Source organism: Alistipes sp. An116 (genome assembly GCF_002161005.1).
GTDB classification, from domain to species: domain Bacteria; phylum Bacteroidota; class Bacteroidia; order Bacteroidales; family Rikenellaceae; genus Alistipes; species Alistipes megaguti.
This window is the reverse complement of record NZ_NFLR01000013.1, coordinates 24,745-40,505: the sequence shown is the minus strand read 5'-3', so window position 1 is coordinate 40,505 and position 15,761 is coordinate 24,745. Positions and strand designations below refer to the sequence as shown.

The window sequence follows — 15,761 nt, the reverse complement described above, 5'->3', positions numbered from 1 at the left end:
GATTTTGTCAGGCTTTGCTGCGACGAAACAATCTGTGACAGCCACTACACACGGGCTCAAAAATAAAAGGTTTTTGTAAAAATTGCAACATTTTTTTCAGCAGAATCCAGCCATCCAGGCCTTCAACGAGCCATAGGCGAACAATAACAACCTACAAATAAATACCTTACACAATTGTAACCTGTAGTTTTCATCTGTAATCATTTTCAAAAATCAATCAGGAAAAGATTGTCTCTGTCGAATCGGGACGCGATTCACTCCTACAGAAAGGCAATCCGTTTACAGCGATTTTACAGCCTTACCGCTTTTTTTTCGGCTGAAAGGCTCACTTTTACAATATATTATTTTATATTTGCAATAAATATTTGCCAGCCAATTCCAACAGCCAGGAATCAGATCAACGGAAAGGAGCGATTTATCTCCTCAGCCGAAGCCCCTGGCCGGAGACAAAACAGGAATCAGACTGCCAGCAAGCAGTTCCGCCACCCACCCGGTCCGGCTTCGAGCCCCCCGGATTCGGTGCAAGGACCGGCCTGCACGAAAAAGACCATCAAAAATGAAAGATATGTACGTACCCAACCACCTGAAATGGCGAATTCTTCTGGCGCAAGAGCTGAAACAGGCCTACTTCGAACGCGAGAACTCACTCCGCAACTGCAAACGGATCTTCGAACTTTACGGCCGTTACCTGCTGGGAACGACCTACGACACGTTTCTGACCTACCTCAACCAGCGGAAATACCGGATCGACAATCTCCGGCTGCCGCCCTACATCGTGGCAGCCATCGGACTACTCGAGCCGCTGCGTATCGCCAGCGAGCGTCTGCGATTACGCAAAATGGGTTCTCCGTGGACCCTGCAGGAGATTGTCGAGGAGGTGCTGACGATTCTCCGTGAACGCTCCTCAACCCCGCTGGACCGGCGGATCGGACAGGCACAGCAACACGTCGAATAAGCGACGCTCGGGACCTGTACGACAACCGGCCCCATCAGCCGACAAGGCATGCCCACCCGCAACGGGAGGAGCTGCCGACAGAGCCCGTGTTCACGGCGTACCTTCACCCCGCCAACAGCCCACGGGATATTGTCGCGCCCCTTCCGCCTACCGGAAGCGGCGCCAAACACGATGCCGCACTACTCTACCGTCGACCGGAATCCACTCCGGTCTTCGGTCCCGCGCCATCTGCTCCGGGAGGAAACCGGGCAAACGCCGCATATGAGAACAACCAAAAAGAGCGTTGCAGAAATTCTGCAACGCTCTTCACAAACGTACCTTCGAGCGGAAAGAAGGGGATTCGAACCCCTGAAACCCTTTTGAGGTTTACTCGCTTTCCAGGCGGGCCAGTTCAACCACTCCTGCATCTTTCCGTGGGGATGGCGCAAAAGTACGCAATATTTCCCGATTCTGCAAATGACGGCGATTTTTTCTGCACGGCGCCGCCTGACACGGATTCGGACAGGCTCGAAAGAAAAGTCAGTCCCGCGGCATGAAAGGCCCGGTCCCGAGTCCGATTCGTGCGCCCCGAGAACCGACTAACGGATAAAACTCGTCATGATGCGGGGTTCGGCTTCGGGGATGTTCTCCGTAGCGAGCAATCCGGCCTTGAGCACGCGGGCCATGTTACGCCCCAGCACACGCATCGTCTGCAGACCTTCACCGTCCTGACTGGCCTCGCCGGGAGTCCGTCCATGGACGCTGTTCCAGTATTTCGACGAGACGACCGGCATGTTCGTTATCATGAAATACTTGTTCAGACGGTCGAACGCGGCGCTGGCTCCTCCGCGGCGGCACACGACCACGGCAGCAGCCGGTTTATAGGCCAGGCGGTCGACGCACGAGACAAACAGACGGTCCAGCAGCGCACACAGCGAACCGTTCGGGCCGGCGAAGTAGACCGGCGAACCGACGATCAGTGCGTCGGCCGTGGCCAGTTTTTCGCGGATCAGCAGGTAGAGATCGTCGTTGAAGGCGCAACTGCCGGTCTGGGCACACTGCCAGCAGCCGATGCAGCCCGGAATGGGTTTGGTACCGATCGAGACGATTTCGGCCTCTACGCCCTCGGCCTCGAGCGTGCGGGCAACTTCGTTCAATGCGATGAAGGTATTGCCCTCGCGATGGGGGCTTCCATTGATAAGCAGGACTTTCATAGCTGATATTTTTTAATGTCGTTGGTTTTCGTCTCCCAAAGATACAAAAAAAGGGGATGCGGAGGAGATCGCATCACCCGATTTTATCGGAAGGTCGCCTGCGCAGACGCCTCCGCCCGTCTAATCTCGGGAGGGGGGGGGACTGCAGCCGCACGTTCCGATCCCGAGAAGACAAAAAAAGGGGAGATTCCCTTCGAGGAATCTCCCCAATCTTCAGAGGGCAAAATTATTTTGCAGCCTCAACCGTCTCGGCAGCAGCCTCGGTAGCGGTCGAATCAGCCTGCTCGCAAGCAGCCGTCGAATCGCACTTCTCGGTGCAACCCTCGCAAGCCGAAGCCTCGGTAGCAGCAGCTTCCGTAGCAGCGGCATCAGCAGCTGCCTTCTTGTTGGCGTTTCCACCACAGCTAACCATGGCTACGGCAGCCAGAACGATGACCAAAGAGAAAATCTTTTTCATAGCGTCAAACGTTTAATTAACACTTCTTAAACGCCACAAAGATAGATATTCGCCGAAACAAAGCAAAGAAAAATCAAAAAATTTTCAAAAACAGCCGCAAATCACTCCAGAAGGTCGCTCACGGAGATCACTTCGTTCTTCAGAAAGGCCTTCGGGAAGGTGGCCGAGACCTTGCCTTTCAGGATGATAGCCTCTTCGGAGGTCAGGCAGTTTCCGACCGAGACCGAGAACCACGGGCTTTCGTAAACCATGTAGACCCGGATACCGGGAAAAGTCTCTTCGAAGAGTTGTTTGGCTGCCAGCGCACCGTTGCGGGCATCGGGGCCGTTGTCGAAGAAGATGCAGACGCGATGGCCCTTGTAGGAGAGGCGCTGGGCACTGCGGGCGGCATCGGCCACGGCGCGGGCGGCATCCCCGTGTTCGGTGACCACGACGCGGGCCGGATCGAACAGCGCAGAGCCGGCTGTCGGTTGGGCCAGACGCTGCTTGAAGGCCTCGAGCGACTGGGCTCCGGCAACCGAAGCGACCATCAACAGAGCGCAGGTAAGGATCAGCGTACGGTATTTCATAACTTCAGATAATTTTGCACATCCTGAACGGAGAGCCCAAAGGTAGTCAAAAATTCGGACAAAGGCATCTTTTCGCGGGAAAAACGGAGCGGAGCCGGGCCGCCGCGGCCCTCGATCTCGAAGGAGAGGGCGATACGGTCCAACTCACCGGCCTTCACCTTGCGGTAGAGGACGAAGAGGGTCAGCGGATCGGAGATCTGCAGCCGCCAGAGCGTCCGGATCGAGGCCTGCGTCCGACGGTCGATCTCGACGGGCTCCTCGAGAATCAGCCGCCCCACGACCGCATCGGCGTAATGGATGTCGATCCGGGCCGAGGCGAGCTGGAGCCGATGGGCCGAGCCGTTGTCGATCCGGGCGACCACCTCGGCGGAGGTCAACCCCTGCAGCTGCACCCGTTCAATTTCCTCGAAACGGATCTTTTGAGCCGTCTTCTCAACCGAGCGCCGGCAGGAGCCCATCGCCAGGACGGCGAAGAGTAGCAGCGAATAAAAGAACAATCGTTTCATCGTACACCAATATATATTTGGGCAATGCCGCAACTCTGGCTGCGGGCCTTGCAGTCGTGGAATCCGGCCGCCTCGAGCCGCCGCAGAAATTCGGCCGGGCGGGGGAATTCGCCGACCGAGGCCGGGAGATACTCGTAGGCACGGCGATCGTGGGAGACCATGCCGCCGATGCGGGGCAGAATCCGGTAGGTATAGAATTCGTAGAGGGTGCGGAACAGCGGGTTCGAGGGTCTCGAGAACTCCAGGATGACGACCCGCCCGCCGGGGCGCAGCACCCGGGCCAGTTCGCGCAGCCCGGCATCCAGATCGCCGAAATTGCGCACGCCGAAGGCGACGGTGGCCACGTCGACCGACGCCGTCGCCACATCAAGGTGCTCGGCATCGCCGTGATCCAGCACGATGCGGCCGTCCAGACCGCGGGCCTCGACCTTGCGGCGGGCTACGTCGAGCATGCGCTCCGAGAGGTCGACACCCAGGACGTGAGTCTCTCTGATGCGGCGGGCCATGGCGATGGCCAGGTCACCCGTTCCGGTGGCCACGTCGAGGATGCGGCGGGGTTTCACACGGCACACGATCTTCACGACATGACGGCGCCAGAGACGGTCGATGCTCATCGAGAGCGTATGGTTGAGCAGATCGTACTTCGGCGCGATGTTGTCGAACATCTCGCGGACCTCCTCCTTCTTGGACTGATCGGTATTGTAGGGTTTCATTCGTAACGAATCGTTTCTTCGGGTTTGATGCGGGAGACAATCGAGGCGGGGATCATCAGCAGGAGGACAATCACGGCGATGAAGCCGGCATTGAGTGCCAGCCACCACCCCCACCCCAGCGATATGGGGACTTCGGAGAGGAGATACCCCTCCGGGTTGAGTTTGACAAGATGGGTCGTGTGCTGCAGCACGCAGAGGCCCAGACCGACGAGGTTGCCCCACCCCAGACCGCGCAGCGCCACGAAGGCGGCCCGCCAGAGGAAGACGGCACGGATCTGCCGGCTGCGCATGCCGAGGACCTTCAGCAGCCCGATCATGCGCGTGCGCTCCAGGACGAGGATCAGTAGCGCCGAGGTCATGTTGAAGAACGCCACGACGAGCATGATGCCGATCACCACGGCTGCATTGACATCGTGGGCCTTCAGCCAGTCGAAGATGTTGGCGTAACGCTCGGTGACGCTCTCGACGGCCAGGTTCTCGGTGCCCTCACCCTCGTCGTAGAGCAGCGTGCGGTCCAGCGTCCGGGCAAAGGCCGGGGCCTCGTCGAGCGAACGGACCCGAATTTCGTAGCCCGAGACCTCGTCAGCGCACCAGTCGCAGAGGCGCTGCACGTTCCGGATGTCGGTGAAGACCATCGAGCGGTCCATCTCGTCCAACCCCGAGGCGTAGATTCCCGACACCTTGAAGCGGTCGCGGCGGGGGCGTTCGCCGCCGTCGACGAACAGCATCTCGATGCGGTCCCCGACGCCGACCTCCAGCCGGTCGGCCAGCAGCTGCGAGAGGAGAATGTCCTTCGTGCGGATCGAATCGCCGATGCGGGGCATCTGCCCCCGGACGAGCCACTCCCCGAGCAGCGACGTGTCGTAATCCGGTCCGATGCCCTTGAGCACCACCTCGCCCACGGCATCCGCCGTGCGGACAATCCCGCCCTTGAGCGCATAGGGGGCCATCGCAACAAAGCCGTCGGTCGAACGGATCAACGCCTCGAGACGGGCGCTGCGATGCACGGGCCGGGAATCGAGCGCATCGACCCCGCGGATGTCGGTCACCGTGACGTGCGAGGCAAACCCCTCCATCTTGCGGGCGACCTCGCGCTTGAAGCCGATGACCACGGCCAGCGTCAGGATCATCACCGCCACCCCGAGGGCCACCGACCCTACGGCAATGCGGTCCATGACCCCGGGGCGGTTTCCGGGCGTCGGACGCGCCGTACGGCGGGCGATGAAAAAGGCGAGATTCACGGGTGCTCTATTTTGTTCTGAAATTTATGCAAAGAAACATATAAATTTCGTATTTTTGCCCGAAATACGGGATTTTCATGAAAAAACGGGCTCTCATCACGGGTGCGACCTCCGGAATCGGCCGCGCAACGGCCCTGCGACTCGCCGCCGCAGGCTATGACATCATCGCCACGGGACGCCGTGCCGAACGGCTCGCCGAACTCAAGGCCGAGATCGAGGCGGCGGGCGGGAGCTGCACGACACTCGCCTTCGACGTCCGCTCCGAAGAGGAGGTTCGGCGCAACCTCGAACCCCTCGAGCAGATCGACCTGCTGGTCAACAACGCCGGACTGGCCGCCGGACTCGAACACATCGACCGCGGCGACACGCGCGACTGGGACGCCATGATCGACACCAACGTCAAGGGGCTGCTCTATGTCACGCGGGTCATCACGCCGAAAATGGTGGCCGCAGGCCGCGGACACGTCATCAACCTGGGGTCGATCGCCGGCACGGAGCCCTACGAAAACGGCGCGGTCTACTGCGCCACGAAACACGCCGTGCACGCCATCTCGCAGTCGATGCGCGCCGATCTGCTCCCGGCCGGGATCAAGGTGACGGAGATCCGCCCCGGCATGGTCGAAACGGAGTTCTCCGAGGTGCGTTTCCACGGCGACCGGCAACGTGCCGCAGCCGTCTACGAGGGGGTCGAGCCCCTCACCGGCGCGGATATTGCGGAGGCAATCGCGTGGGTGGCACAATTACCGGCCCACATGAACGTTAATGACATGGTACTGATGCCGAGCCAGCAAGCCGGTTCGTACTACACGTATCGCAAGAAACAGTAAACACTTACGACTATGTATCAACCCCTTATCACCCTGCTTCAGGCAGGTTACTACGCAGAGCCGCATGCCGCACGCTACGACGCCGCCACGATGGGCATGTTCGTGCTGATCATCATCATCGGCGTCATCGGCTTCGTGGTGCAGGCGCGCCTGCAGTCGGTCTTCAAGAAGTATTCGAAGGTGCAGTTCCCGGGCGGCCTGACGGGCGCCGAGGTGGCCGAGAAGATGCTGCGCGACAACAACATCCATAACGTGAAGGTTACGCACGTGAGCGGCCAGCTCACCGACCACTTCAACCCGCAGACGATGACCGTCAACCTGAGCGACGCGGTCTACTCGTCGACGAGCGTGGCGGCAGCCGCCGTGGCGGCCCACGAGTGCGGCCACGCCGTGCAGCATGCCCGGGGCTATGCACCGCTGGTGCTGCGTTCGCAGCTGGTTCCGGTGGTTCAGTTCGCCTCGTCGGCCGCCACGTGGGTCATCATCCTGGGTCTGGTGATCCTGGCCACGACACAGAACGAGGTGCTCTGCTGGATCGGCGTGGGACTGATCGCCATGTCGGCCCTCTTCTCGATCGTGACGCTGCCCGTGGAGTACAACGCCTCGGCGCGGGCGCTGGAGTGGCTGCAGGCCAGCCGTACGATCCAGGGCGTGCAGCTTTCGCAGGCGCGCGAAGCCCTCTCGTGGGCAGCCCGCACCTACCTGGTGGCGGCACTGAGCGCCATCGCGTCGGTGCTCTACTACGTCTTCCTGATCCTCGGACGACGCAACGACTGACAACGCGGAATGAACACTCCGGAGAAAGACTACACCCATCGCACCTGGCTGGCGGCCGCGGCACTCATCGCAGTGCTCGTGGCCGTAAGTTTCATACCTCCGCAGAGTATCGGAGGCATCCACCTGCGGCGCGCAAACATTCTCTCGGACCTCATGACGTTCGACGATTCGGCCCCGGCGGAGCAGGAGGCCGCCACGGGGCTCTACGACGAGGAGGAGTTCCGCGTCGATCTGGCGGAGGTGGCCTCGCGCATCGAGGCCGACACCGCGCACCAGGAGGCCCCGACCATCCATGAATGGCGGCTTGCGGACGACACGCCGGCCGACGACCGCTATGCGCCGCGCAAGGCGGACACCACACGATGGGTCGCCACGCTGACTCCGATCGAGGATTACAGCGACAGCGGCCGTCTGCGGGCCTTCTGCGACACGCTGCTGCTGGCGCGACGTCCGGTGCGGATTGCCTTTCTGGGCGACTCGTTCGTCGAGGGCGACATCCTGACGGCCGATCTGCGCGAACGCCTCCAGACCGCCTACGGAGGACGTCCGGGCGGCGGTACGGGTTTTGCCCCGATGGCCTCGCCGCTGACGGCCTTCCGCCGCACCATCAAGACGCAGTCCAAGGGGTGGACCACCTACAACATCATGCAGCGCAAGGCGGCTCCGGATTTCCTGCGCGAACACTTCTACATTTCGGGCTGGGTGAGCCAGCCCTCGACCGACGCCTCGACCCGCTGGGAGAACACCGACTTCCGGCAGCAGCTCGATGCCGTGACCGACGCCCGGATCCTCTTCCTCTCCCCGGCGGAGAGCCGCGTGGAGGTGACGCTGAACGACACGCTGCGGCATGAATTCACGGTCGAGGGCGATGCCACGGTGCGCCAGATCGCCGTTTCGGCACCGCACATCCACTCGCTGGGCTTCCGCGTTCTCGCCGGGACGAAGGATTTCATCGGCTACGGTGCGATCTTCGAGGGGCACGGCGTGGTGGTCGACAACTACTCGGTGCGCAGCAACAACGGCCAGGCGATGTTCTGGACCAATCCGTCGGTCAACGCCCGCATCCACTCCTTTGCACCATACGATCTGGTGATCCTCCAGTACGGGCTGAACATCATGCAGGCGGGCGTGACGGACTATCGCGGCTACGCCTCGCAGATCGAAAAGATGGTGGCCTACGTACGGCAGTGCTTCCCGGGTGCCGCGGTGCTGATCCTGGGCGTGAGCGACCGCTCGGTGAAGACCGACTCGGGATTCGAACCGATGGACGCCGTTCCCTACATGACCGAGAGCCAGCGCACGGCGGCCCGCAACACGGGAGCCGCCTTCTGGCCCACGAGCGACGCGATGCGCGCCCAGGGCGGCATGGCGGAGTTCGTGCGCAACGGCTGGGCCGGCAAGGACTTCACCCACATCAACTACGCCGGCGGACGGCGTGTGGCGTGGGCGCTCTACGATGCGCTGAACGAGGAGATCCGCAAGGCCTACACGGAGATCCTCCTCACGCAGCGCCGCCAGGCCGAAGCCGCGGCCGTGATGGACTCGCTGCAGCGAATCCGCCTGCAGCGGGAGCTGCTTCCGGAGCTGACGCCCGAACCGCAGGGGCTTCCGGTCCCCGAATCCCTTAACCTGCCGCAACCATGACACTCCCCACAACGGACGGCATCTGGGAACGGCTCACGGCGCTGCTGACCTACGACGCCACCTCGCCGCTGATCTTCAGCAGCGGTCTTTTCCTGTTTCTGTTTGCGGGCTTCCTGCTCGTCTACAGTGCCTTCCGGCGGGCGCCGATGGCCCGCATCATCTATGTGGTACTCTTTTCGCTCTACTTCTACTACAAGTCGAGCGGCATCTACTTCCTGTTGCTCATCTTCACGGCGACGAGCGACTTCCTGATCGCACGGGGGATCTTCCACACGCAGAGCCGGCAGACCAAACGCTGGCTGGTGGCGCTGAGCGTGGCGGTGAACCTCGGCATGCTGGGCTACTTCAAGTACACGAACTTCCTGATCGACATCTCGAACCAGCTCTTCGGGCAGGGTTTTCTCCAGTTCCAGAACATCTTCCTGCCGGTGGGCATCTCGTTCTTCGTCTTCCAGTCGATGAGCTACACGATCGACGTCTACCGCGGACAGCTGCGCCCGCTGACCAACTGGCTCGATTACCTCTTCTACCTGTCGTTCTTCCCACAGCTGGTCGCCGGCCCCATCGTGCGGGCCCGGGACTTCATCCCGCAGATTCGCCAGAACCCGATCCGCATCACGCGCGAAATGTTCGGAACGGGAGTCTTCCTAATCCTCACGGGTCTCTTCAAGAAGGCGATCATCTCGGACTACATCTCGCTGAACTTCGTCGACCGGGTCTTCGACGAACCGCTGCTCTACTCGGGCTTCGAGTGTCTGATGGGCATCTACGGCTACGCGCTGCAGATCTACTGCGACTTCTCGGGCTACTCGGACATGGCCATCGGCATCGCGCTGCTGCTGGGCTTCCGCTTCCCGAAGAACTTCGACGCACCCTACAAGTCGGCCACGATCACCGAATTCTGGCGGCGGTGGCACATCTCGCTCTCGTCGTGGCTGCGCGACTACCTCTACATCTCGCTGGGCGGCAACCGCAAGGGACGGCTGCGCACCTACTGGAATCTGCTCCTGACGATGCTGCTCGGCGGACTGTGGCACGGTGCGGCGGTGCGCTTCATCCTCTGGGGCGGGCTGCACGGCGTGGCGCTGGCGCTGCACAAGCTCTGGCTGAGCGTCGTCCCCGGTGCCAAGGTATCGGGCGCACAGATGCACTGGTGGAGCCGTGCGGCGGGTATCTTCGTGACGTTCAATCTGGTCTGCTTCGGGTGGCTGATGTTCCGCGCCGAGTCGATGCAGACCGTCTCGCTGATGCTGCACCAGATCTTCGAGAACTTCAACCCGGCGATGATCCCGCAGGTGGTGGCCGGATATGCCGGGGTCTTCGCCCTGATTGCCGCGGGATACATCCTGCACCTGATGCCGGGGCGGGTCGATGCCCTGGCCCGGCAGGTGGTGGTCAACGCCCCGCTGGTGCTGCAGGTGGTGATGGCCGCCGCGATGATCTGGTGTGTCATGCAGATCAAGTCGAGCGACATCCAGCCCTTCATCTACTTCCAATTCTGATCCGACGATGCAGAACCTCGACCAACAACTCTTTCTGGCGCTGAACTTCGACGGCGGACCCGTGTGGGACCGCATCATGCTCACCCTTTCAGGAACGACGATGTGGATTCCGCTCTACGCGGTGATCCTGTGGCTCGTCTGGCGACGCTCGGGCTGGCGGGGGATGCTGCTCTTCCTGGTGCTGATGGCCGCAGCGGTGGCACTGGCCGACATGGTGGCCGGGATCTTCAAACACAACGGACTGCTGGGCGGTCTGCTGCCCGATTTCGTACCGCGCTGGCGGCCGATGTTCACCCCTTCGCTCGAGGGGCTCGACATCCCGCCCGACTCGCTGCGGACGCTGCGCTGGCTCTCGCCCGAGGAGCTTGCGGCGGCCGGGTATTCGGAGCACTGGACGGTACACGTCCCCATCGAAGCGGTCAGCGGCCGCTACGGAAGCGTCTCGGCCCACGCCGCGACGATCGTGGCGTTGGCGCTCTTCTCGGCACGGGTCATCCGCCGGCGGTGGTTCACGTTGCTGATGATATGCTGTACGCTGGTTGTCTGCTACTCGCGGATCTATCTGGGCAAACACTTCCCGATGGATCTGGTCTGGGGCGCTCTGGTCGGTGCCGTGCTGGGCTGGGCGGCCTGGGCACTCTACCGGCGTTTCGCACCCCGCAGCAAGGCAGCGGAATAATTCGCCGGCGGAGAAGACCCGGTTCCGGACTTCTGCTTCCGACACACGCCTCACGGCCCCGGTTCAAAGCCCCAGTTCACACTCCCGGCTCACGGCCCCGGCTCCGGCCCCGGCTCACGGCTCCGGTCAGAATCCCCGGTCGGAGGGGTTGCGCTGTTCCTTGACGGAGGCCGGCACGCCGGGGAAGAGGGTCAGACCGGTCTGCGGCTCGATCCGGGAGACCGGAGCGGCAATCTCCCGCAACACGGTCCGGGCACTCGATACATCCCCACACCTTGCCGAACGTGCTGGCCGCGTCGTTGGGCTGCGGGGCGATGTTGGTCGGATAGAGGGCCGGATCGGGAGACCGGGGATCGGGCGAGGTTCGTCCGTAGCCGCCCTCCCGATAGACGGGATGCAGGGGATAGGCCGCCCAAATGGGGTTGCGACGACACGTGTCGTAACAATAGGAGTAGTTGCGCACCACCTTGTTGGAGTTGACCGAACGGGTCCAATGGGTAAAGAAGGCATAGTCGCCCGAGAGCGTTGCGGCATCGAGCGAGGGATCCGTCTCGTTGAAGGTGAACGACGCAGCCTTGACCGCCGCACAGGAGCCTGCCGGCACAGAATCATCCTGCCGGTTGCGATTTTGCGGGTTTTTCACTACTTTTGCACGGATATATTCCGCATCATCAAATACAAACGAAATATATGGCAATCGAACTCAGTGAACAGGAACAGCTTCGCCGGCAGTCGCTCCAGGCGCTGCGCGACCTGGGCATCGACCCCTACCCCGCCGCCCGTTACGAGGTGACGGCCACGGCGCGCGAGATCGCCGAGGGCTATGACGACGAAAAGAAAAACTTCCAGGATGTCCGCATCGCGGGCCGCATCATGTCGCGCCGCATCATGGGCAGCGCCTCGTTCTTCGAACTGCAGGACCATACGGGCCGCATCCAGGTCTACATCCGCCGCGACGACGTCTGCCCCGAAGGCGATCCGACGCTCTACAATACGGTCTTCAAGAAGCTGCTCGACATCGGCGACATCATCGGCGTCGAAGGCTTCGCCTTCCGCACCAATACGGGCGAACTGTCGGTTCACTGCAAACGCTTTACGGTGCTTTCGAAGTCGATCCGCCCGCTGCCCGTCGTCAAGGAGAAGGACGGCAAGACGTTCGACGCCTTCACCGACCCCGAGATCCGCTACCGCCAGCGCTACCTCGACCTGATCGTCAACCCGCAGGTCAAGGAGGTCTTCATCAAGCGCGCGAAGATCATCTCCACGATGCGTGAGTTCTTCGACTCGCAGGGCTACATCGAGGTCGAGACGCCGATTCTGCAGCCCATTCCGGGCGGCGCCGCGGCGCGTCCCTTCATCACGCACCACAATTCGCTCGATACCGACCTCTACCTGCGCATCGCCACGGAGCTCTACCTGAAGCGGCTGATCGTCGGAGGCTTCAACGGCGTCTACGAGGTGGGCAAGAACTTCCGCAACGAGGGAATGGACCGCACCCACAACCCCGAGTTCACCTGCATGGAGATCTACATCGCCTACAAGGACTACCGCTGGATGATGGAGTTCACCGAGCGGATGCTCGAACGCATCTCCACGGCCGTCAACGGTACGACGGAGCTGGAGATCGACGGACGGCAGATCTCCTTCAAGGCGCCGTTCCGCCGTGTGACGATGACCGACGCCATCCGCGAGAAGACCGGCTACGACATCACCGGCCAGTCGGAGGAGCAGCTGCGCGAAGCCTGCAAGCGACTCAACGTCGAGATCGACGACACGATGGGCAAGGGCAAGCTGATCGACGCCATCTTCGACCAGTACTGCGAGGGCGACCTCATCCAGCCGACCTTCGTCTGCGACTACCCGATCGAGATGTCGCCGCTGAGCAAGCGCCACCGCGACAACAAGGATCTCACCGAGCGGTTCGAACTCTTCGTCAACGGCAAGGAGCTCTGCAACGCCTACTCGGAGCTGAACGACCCGATCGACCAGCTGGAGCGCTTCCAGGAGCAGCTGCGCCTCTCGGAGAAGGGCGACGACGAGGCGATGTTCATCGACATGGACTTCGTCCGTGCCCTGGAGTACGGCATGCCGACCTGCTCGGGCATGGGCATGGGCATCGACCGTCTGGCGATGTTCATGACGGGCCAGAACTCGATCCAGGACGTGTTGTTCTTCCCGCAGATGCGCCCCGAGAAGAAGGCCGCGACGGATCCCGTCGAGGCCTATACGGCCATCGGCGTTCCCGAGGAGTGGGTGCCCGTCATCCAGAAGATGGGCTACCTGACCGTCGATTCACTGCGCAAGCTCGCCCCGGGCAAGTTCTTCAACGACCTGTGCGGTTTCAACAAGAAGAACAAACTCGGGCTGAAGGCCCCCTCGATGGAGGAGGTCAAGACGTGGTGCTCGGCCGAATAAACGGCTGCCACCGCCCCGCCAACGTGTGAACACATACAAGGACTTTTAACAAAACAATACCGTTATGAGAAAGAAAATCGTAGCCGGCAACTGGAAGATGAATACGCTTCCGGCCGAAGGAGTCGAACTGGCAAAAGGCGTCGTAGCAGGACGCGGCGAGGTATGCTCGTGCGTGAACTTCATCGTCTGCCCGCCCTTCACCCACCTCTCGATGGTGGCCGAGGCCCTCAAGGGTTCGGACATCGAACTCGGCGCCCAGAACTGCGCCGCCGAGGCAAAGGGTGCCTACACGGGTGAGGTAGCAGCCTCGATGATCGCCGCCCTGGGTTGCAAATACGTCATCCTCGGCCACTCGGAGCGCCGCCAGTACTACGGCGAGACCTCCGCAACGCTCAACAAGAAGATGGAGCAGGCCTATGCCAACGGACTGACCCCGATCTACTGCGTGGGTGAGAACCTCGAGGAGCGTGAGGCCGGCAAGCACTTCGACGTGGTGAAGGCTCAGATCGAGGAGGTTGTCTACAACCTCACGGAGGAGCAGTTCAAGAACCTCGTCATCGCCTACGAGCCCGTATGGGCCATCGGTACGGGCAAGACCGCCACGGCCGACCAGGCACAGGAAATCCACGCCTACATCCGCAAGGTGCTGGCCGAGAAGTTCGGTGCCGCAGCTGCCGAGTGCCCGATCCTCTATGGAGGCTCGTGCAAGCCGGCCAACGCCGCCGAAATCTTCGCCAAGGAGGATGTCGACGGAGGTCTGATCGGCGGTGCCGCCCTGAAGGCTGCCGACTTCCTGGCCATCGGCAAGGGATTCCAGAAATAGTCTCCCGACCGGGAGTGCGGGAAAGAGGGTGAGGCATTCATGCATCGGGGGCCCCGTGAAGGATGCGCCACACCAAGAAACCCGCCATCGAAAAGAGGGTGTCCGATCTACGGTCGGACACCCTCTTTGTTTCATCCCGGCAATCGTATCCCGCACTTGACAGACAAGGGCCGGACATCGACGGATTCGCGAAAAGAGTGTTTAAAAACGGCCTGACACGGAATCAAAACGACGCACGATCAGAAAGTTTTTCTATCTTTGCAGAAAACAGCAATAACAACCATGAGCCGACTGATTATCCACGATTTCGATGATTTTGCCCGCTACACGGGCCAGGAGCTGGGCATCTCGGACTACCTGAAGATCACCCAGGAACAGATCAACCTCTTTGCTGACGCCACGCTGGACCACCAGTGGATCCACGTCGATCCCGAACGGGCCCGGGTAGAGAGCCCCTACAAGACAACCATTGCCCACGGTTATCTGACCCTTTCGCTGCTGCCCTACCTGTGGGGACAGATCGTCGAGGTGCAGAACGTGAAGATGCTGGTCAACTACGGCATTGAGAAGCTGCGCTTCAACCAGGCGGTGACGGTCGGCAGCGAGATCCGGCTGCGCGCCACGCTGGTGTCGATCACCAATCTGCGCGGCATAGCCAAGGCCGAGATCAAGGTGGCACTCGAGATCCGCGACTGCCCGAAGACGGCCATGGATGCCACGGTTATCTTCCTCTACCACTTCAACAAGTAGCCGGAGGCGATAAAACCGGACAGAGAGTCCCAACCCTTCCCCACACTCTCAACTCCCGACCAACCAAAAACGGACTCTTCCCGTCGGGGAAGAGTCCGTTTTTATCTCCGCGAGAATCGTCCGGATGCGGGGAGCTCACCGTACACGCGATTCCCGGAGCGTTGTCCGAATCAGTCGTCGATGTCAATGACGCGGAAATTCCGGTCAAACTTGATCTCGAGTCCGTTCGTAAGCTCGATCTCCCACGTATAGGCATTGCGCTCGATCTTGCGGATCTCCTGGCTCGGGAAGTTGCTCTTGGCCACGTAATCGGTGATCTGCTTCGGAACGATTGCGGCGGGAACGGCCGTATACTTGCGTTCTACCGAGGTCCACTCACCCTTGGTATCGAACTCTACCTCCGTACGGTCGGTGTAGGTCACCTCATACTCCGAACCGGCAAACTTGGGATCCTCCACGGCATAGGCCACCGTCAGGTCGGAGAAATAGCTCTTCAGGAAGTTCTGGGCTGCGGCGGGCAGTTTGTCAACGGTGATCGGGCGGTCGTTTCCGGCCAGCGTTACGGTGATTCCTGCAAGGAGAAGGGCTGCGGTCAAAAAGATCTTTTTCATGGTTTTAAAGTTTTTTAATTGAACATTCGTTTTTGATTACGATACAAAGGTCGGAAGGAATTCTGAACGGAATCTAAAATTTGCCTTTCCAACACCTTT

Annotated in this window: 17 protein-coding genes and 1 tRNA gene; 9 read left to right on the top strand and 9 right to left on the bottom strand. The window is 61.0% G+C overall.

What is annotated here, in order from left to right; all coding sequences use genetic code 11:
* Positions 1-556: 556 nt before the first annotated feature.
* Positions 557-955 carry a hypothetical protein gene (locus B5E60_RS09630; protein WP_143260728.1) on the top strand — a complete coding sequence of 133 codons (399 nt, stop codon included), beginning with the start codon at positions 557-559 and terminating at the stop codon, positions 953-955.
* A 325-nt stretch (positions 956-1,280) separates the two neighbouring features.
* Here the strand turns inward: B5E60_RS09630 and B5E60_RS09625 are convergent.
* The 7 genes from B5E60_RS09625 to B5E60_RS09595 form a co-directional block, all read right to left on the bottom strand.
* Positions 1,281-1,368, bottom strand: a tRNA-Ser gene (locus B5E60_RS09625).
* A 165-nt stretch (positions 1,369-1,533) separates the two neighbouring features.
* Positions 1,534-2,148, bottom strand: a complete 615-nt coding sequence (locus B5E60_RS09620; protein WP_087311287.1) for a flavodoxin family protein — start codon at positions 2,146-2,148, stop codon at positions 1,534-1,536.
* Positions 2,149-2,374: 226 nt separating this feature from the next.
* Complete coding sequence (locus B5E60_RS09615) at positions 2,375-2,605, bottom strand: hypothetical protein (protein ID WP_087311286.1); 231 nt, start codon at positions 2,603-2,605, stop codon at positions 2,375-2,377.
* 101 nt (positions 2,606-2,706) lie between these two features.
* The gene (locus B5E60_RS09610; protein WP_239403304.1) at positions 2,707-3,174 is read right to left on the bottom strand and encodes a hypothetical protein; all 468 of its coding nucleotides are present in this window, start codon (positions 3,172-3,174) and stop codon (positions 2,707-2,709) included.
* Positions 3,171-3,680, bottom strand: a complete 510-nt coding sequence (locus B5E60_RS09605; RefSeq protein ID WP_087311285.1) for a hypothetical protein — start codon at positions 3,678-3,680, stop codon at positions 3,171-3,173. Before B5E60_RS09605 ends, B5E60_RS09610 begins: the two co-directional genes overlap by 4 nt.
* On the bottom strand, positions 3,677-4,393 hold the full coding sequence (ubiE, locus tag B5E60_RS09600) for a bifunctional demethylmenaquinone methyltransferase/2-methoxy-6-polyprenyl-1,4-benzoquinol methylase UbiE (protein WP_087311284.1): 717 nt from the start codon (positions 4,391-4,393) through the stop codon (positions 3,677-3,679). The genes B5E60_RS09605 and ubiE overlap by 4 nt, the downstream gene beginning before the upstream one ends.
* Positions 4,390-5,634, bottom strand: a complete 1,245-nt coding sequence (locus B5E60_RS09595; RefSeq protein ID WP_087311283.1) for an ABC transporter permease — start codon at positions 5,632-5,634, stop codon at positions 4,390-4,392. Before B5E60_RS09595 ends, ubiE begins: the two co-directional genes overlap by 4 nt.
* 77 nt (positions 5,635-5,711) lie before the next feature.
* Between B5E60_RS09595 and B5E60_RS09590 the strand changes: the two genes are divergently transcribed.
* The 5 genes from B5E60_RS09590 to B5E60_RS09570 are packed head-to-tail and all read left to right on the top strand — an operon-like array spanning position 5,712 to position 11,063.
* Positions 5,712-6,461, top strand: a complete 750-nt coding sequence (locus B5E60_RS09590) for an SDR family NAD(P)-dependent oxidoreductase (protein ID WP_087311282.1) — start codon at positions 5,712-5,714, stop codon at positions 6,459-6,461.
* Positions 6,462-6,473: 12 nt separating this feature from the next.
* A complete protein-coding gene (locus tag B5E60_RS09585) occupies positions 6,474-7,238 on the top strand; it encodes a zinc metallopeptidase (RefSeq protein WP_087311281.1) in 765 nt (254 codons plus the stop codon).
* A 9-nt stretch (positions 7,239-7,247) separates the two neighbouring features.
* Positions 7,248-8,882 (top strand): hypothetical protein, encoded by a 1,635-nt coding sequence (locus B5E60_RS09580; RefSeq protein WP_087311280.1) that lies wholly within the window; start codon positions 7,248-7,250, stop codon positions 8,880-8,882.
* Entirely contained in the window at positions 8,879-10,384 is a 1,506-nt protein-coding gene (locus tag B5E60_RS09575) for an MBOAT family O-acyltransferase (RefSeq protein WP_087311279.1), read from the top strand. The genes B5E60_RS09580 and B5E60_RS09575 overlap by 4 nt, the downstream gene beginning before the upstream one ends.
* A gap of 7 nt (positions 10,385-10,391) precedes the next feature.
* On the top strand, positions 10,392-11,063 hold the full coding sequence (locus B5E60_RS09570) for a phosphatase PAP2 family protein (RefSeq protein ID WP_087311278.1): 672 nt from the start codon (positions 10,392-10,394) through the stop codon (positions 11,061-11,063).
* Between the two features lie 76 nt (positions 11,064-11,139).
* Here the strand turns inward: B5E60_RS09570 and B5E60_RS09565 are convergent, their stop codons facing one another.
* Positions 11,140-11,706, bottom strand: coding sequence for a hypothetical protein (locus tag B5E60_RS09565; RefSeq protein ID WP_087311277.1), 567 nt, complete (start codon positions 11,704-11,706; stop codon positions 11,140-11,142).
* 47 nt (positions 11,707-11,753) lie between these two features.
* Between B5E60_RS09565 and lysS the strand changes: the two genes are divergently transcribed.
* The 3 genes from lysS to B5E60_RS09550 all read left to right on the top strand — a co-directional run bounded on the left by lysS (position 11,754) and on the right by B5E60_RS09550 (position 15,051).
* On the top strand, positions 11,754-13,478 hold the full coding sequence (lysS, locus tag B5E60_RS09560) for a lysine--tRNA ligase (protein WP_087311276.1): 1,725 nt from the start codon (positions 11,754-11,756) through the stop codon (positions 13,476-13,478).
* A gap of 64 nt (positions 13,479-13,542) precedes the next feature.
* Complete coding sequence (gene tpiA / locus B5E60_RS09555; RefSeq protein ID WP_087311275.1) at positions 13,543-14,301, top strand: triose-phosphate isomerase; 759 nt, start codon at positions 13,543-13,545, stop codon at positions 14,299-14,301.
* A 282-nt stretch (positions 14,302-14,583) separates the two neighbouring features.
* Positions 14,584-15,051 carry a MaoC family dehydratase gene (locus tag B5E60_RS09550; RefSeq protein ID WP_087311274.1) on the top strand — a complete coding sequence of 156 codons (468 nt, stop codon included), beginning with the start codon at positions 14,584-14,586 and terminating at the stop codon, positions 15,049-15,051.
* Between the two features lie 170 nt (positions 15,052-15,221).
* On the opposite strand, the gene B5E60_RS09545 is transcribed toward B5E60_RS09550, so the two are convergent.
* The gene (locus B5E60_RS09545) at positions 15,222-15,662 is read right to left on the bottom strand and encodes a PepSY-like domain-containing protein (RefSeq protein WP_087311273.1); all 441 of its coding nucleotides are present in this window, start codon (positions 15,660-15,662) and stop codon (positions 15,222-15,224) included.
* Positions 15,663-15,761: the final 99 nt, after the last annotated feature.

What these genes read in the sequence shown, in the direction of transcription:
- B5E60_RS09580 (WP_087311280.1), top strand. Translation starts at nt 7,248, where the DNA reads ATGAACACTCCGGAGAAAGACTACACCCATCGCACCTGGCTGGCGGCC.
- B5E60_RS09545 (WP_087311273.1), bottom strand. Translation starts at nt 15,662, where the DNA reads ATGAAAAAGATCTTTTTGACCGCAGCCCTTCTCCTTGCAGGAATCACC.
- B5E60_RS09550 (WP_087311274.1), top strand. Translation starts at nt 14,584, where the DNA reads ATGAGCCGACTGATTATCCACGATTTCGATGATTTTGCCCGCTACACG.
- B5E60_RS09615 (WP_087311286.1), bottom strand. Translation starts at nt 2,605, where the DNA reads ATGAAAAAGATTTTCTCTTTGGTCATCGTTCTGGCTGCCGTAGCCATG.
- ubiE (WP_087311284.1), bottom strand. Translation starts at nt 4,393, where the DNA reads ATGAAACCCTACAATACCGATCAGTCCAAGAAGGAGGAGGTCCGCGAG.
- lysS (WP_087311276.1), top strand. Translation starts at nt 11,754, where the DNA reads ATGGCAATCGAACTCAGTGAACAGGAACAGCTTCGCCGGCAGTCGCTC.
- B5E60_RS09575 (WP_087311279.1), top strand. Translation starts at nt 8,879, where the DNA reads ATGACACTCCCCACAACGGACGGCATCTGGGAACGGCTCACGGCGCTG.
- B5E60_RS09605 (WP_087311285.1), bottom strand. Translation starts at nt 3,680, where the DNA reads ATGAAACGATTGTTCTTTTATTCGCTGCTACTCTTCGCCGTCCTGGCG.
- B5E60_RS09590 (WP_087311282.1), top strand. Translation starts at nt 5,712, where the DNA reads ATGAAAAAACGGGCTCTCATCACGGGTGCGACCTCCGGAATCGGCCGC.
- B5E60_RS09585 (WP_087311281.1), top strand. Translation starts at nt 6,474, where the DNA reads ATGTATCAACCCCTTATCACCCTGCTTCAGGCAGGTTACTACGCAGAG.
- B5E60_RS09630 (WP_143260728.1), top strand. Translation starts at nt 557, where the DNA reads ATGAAAGATATGTACGTACCCAACCACCTGAAATGGCGAATTCTTCTG.
- B5E60_RS09620 (WP_087311287.1), bottom strand. Translation starts at nt 2,148, where the DNA reads ATGAAAGTCCTGCTTATCAATGGAAGCCCCCATCGCGAGGGCAATACC.
- B5E60_RS09570 (WP_087311278.1), top strand. Translation starts at nt 10,392, where the DNA reads ATGCAGAACCTCGACCAACAACTCTTTCTGGCGCTGAACTTCGACGGC.
- tpiA (WP_087311275.1), top strand. Translation starts at nt 13,543, where the DNA reads ATGAGAAAGAAAATCGTAGCCGGCAACTGGAAGATGAATACGCTTCCG.
- B5E60_RS09610 (WP_239403304.1), bottom strand. Translation starts at nt 3,174, where the DNA reads ATGAAATACCGTACGCTGATCCTTACCTGCGCTCTGTTGATGGTCGCT.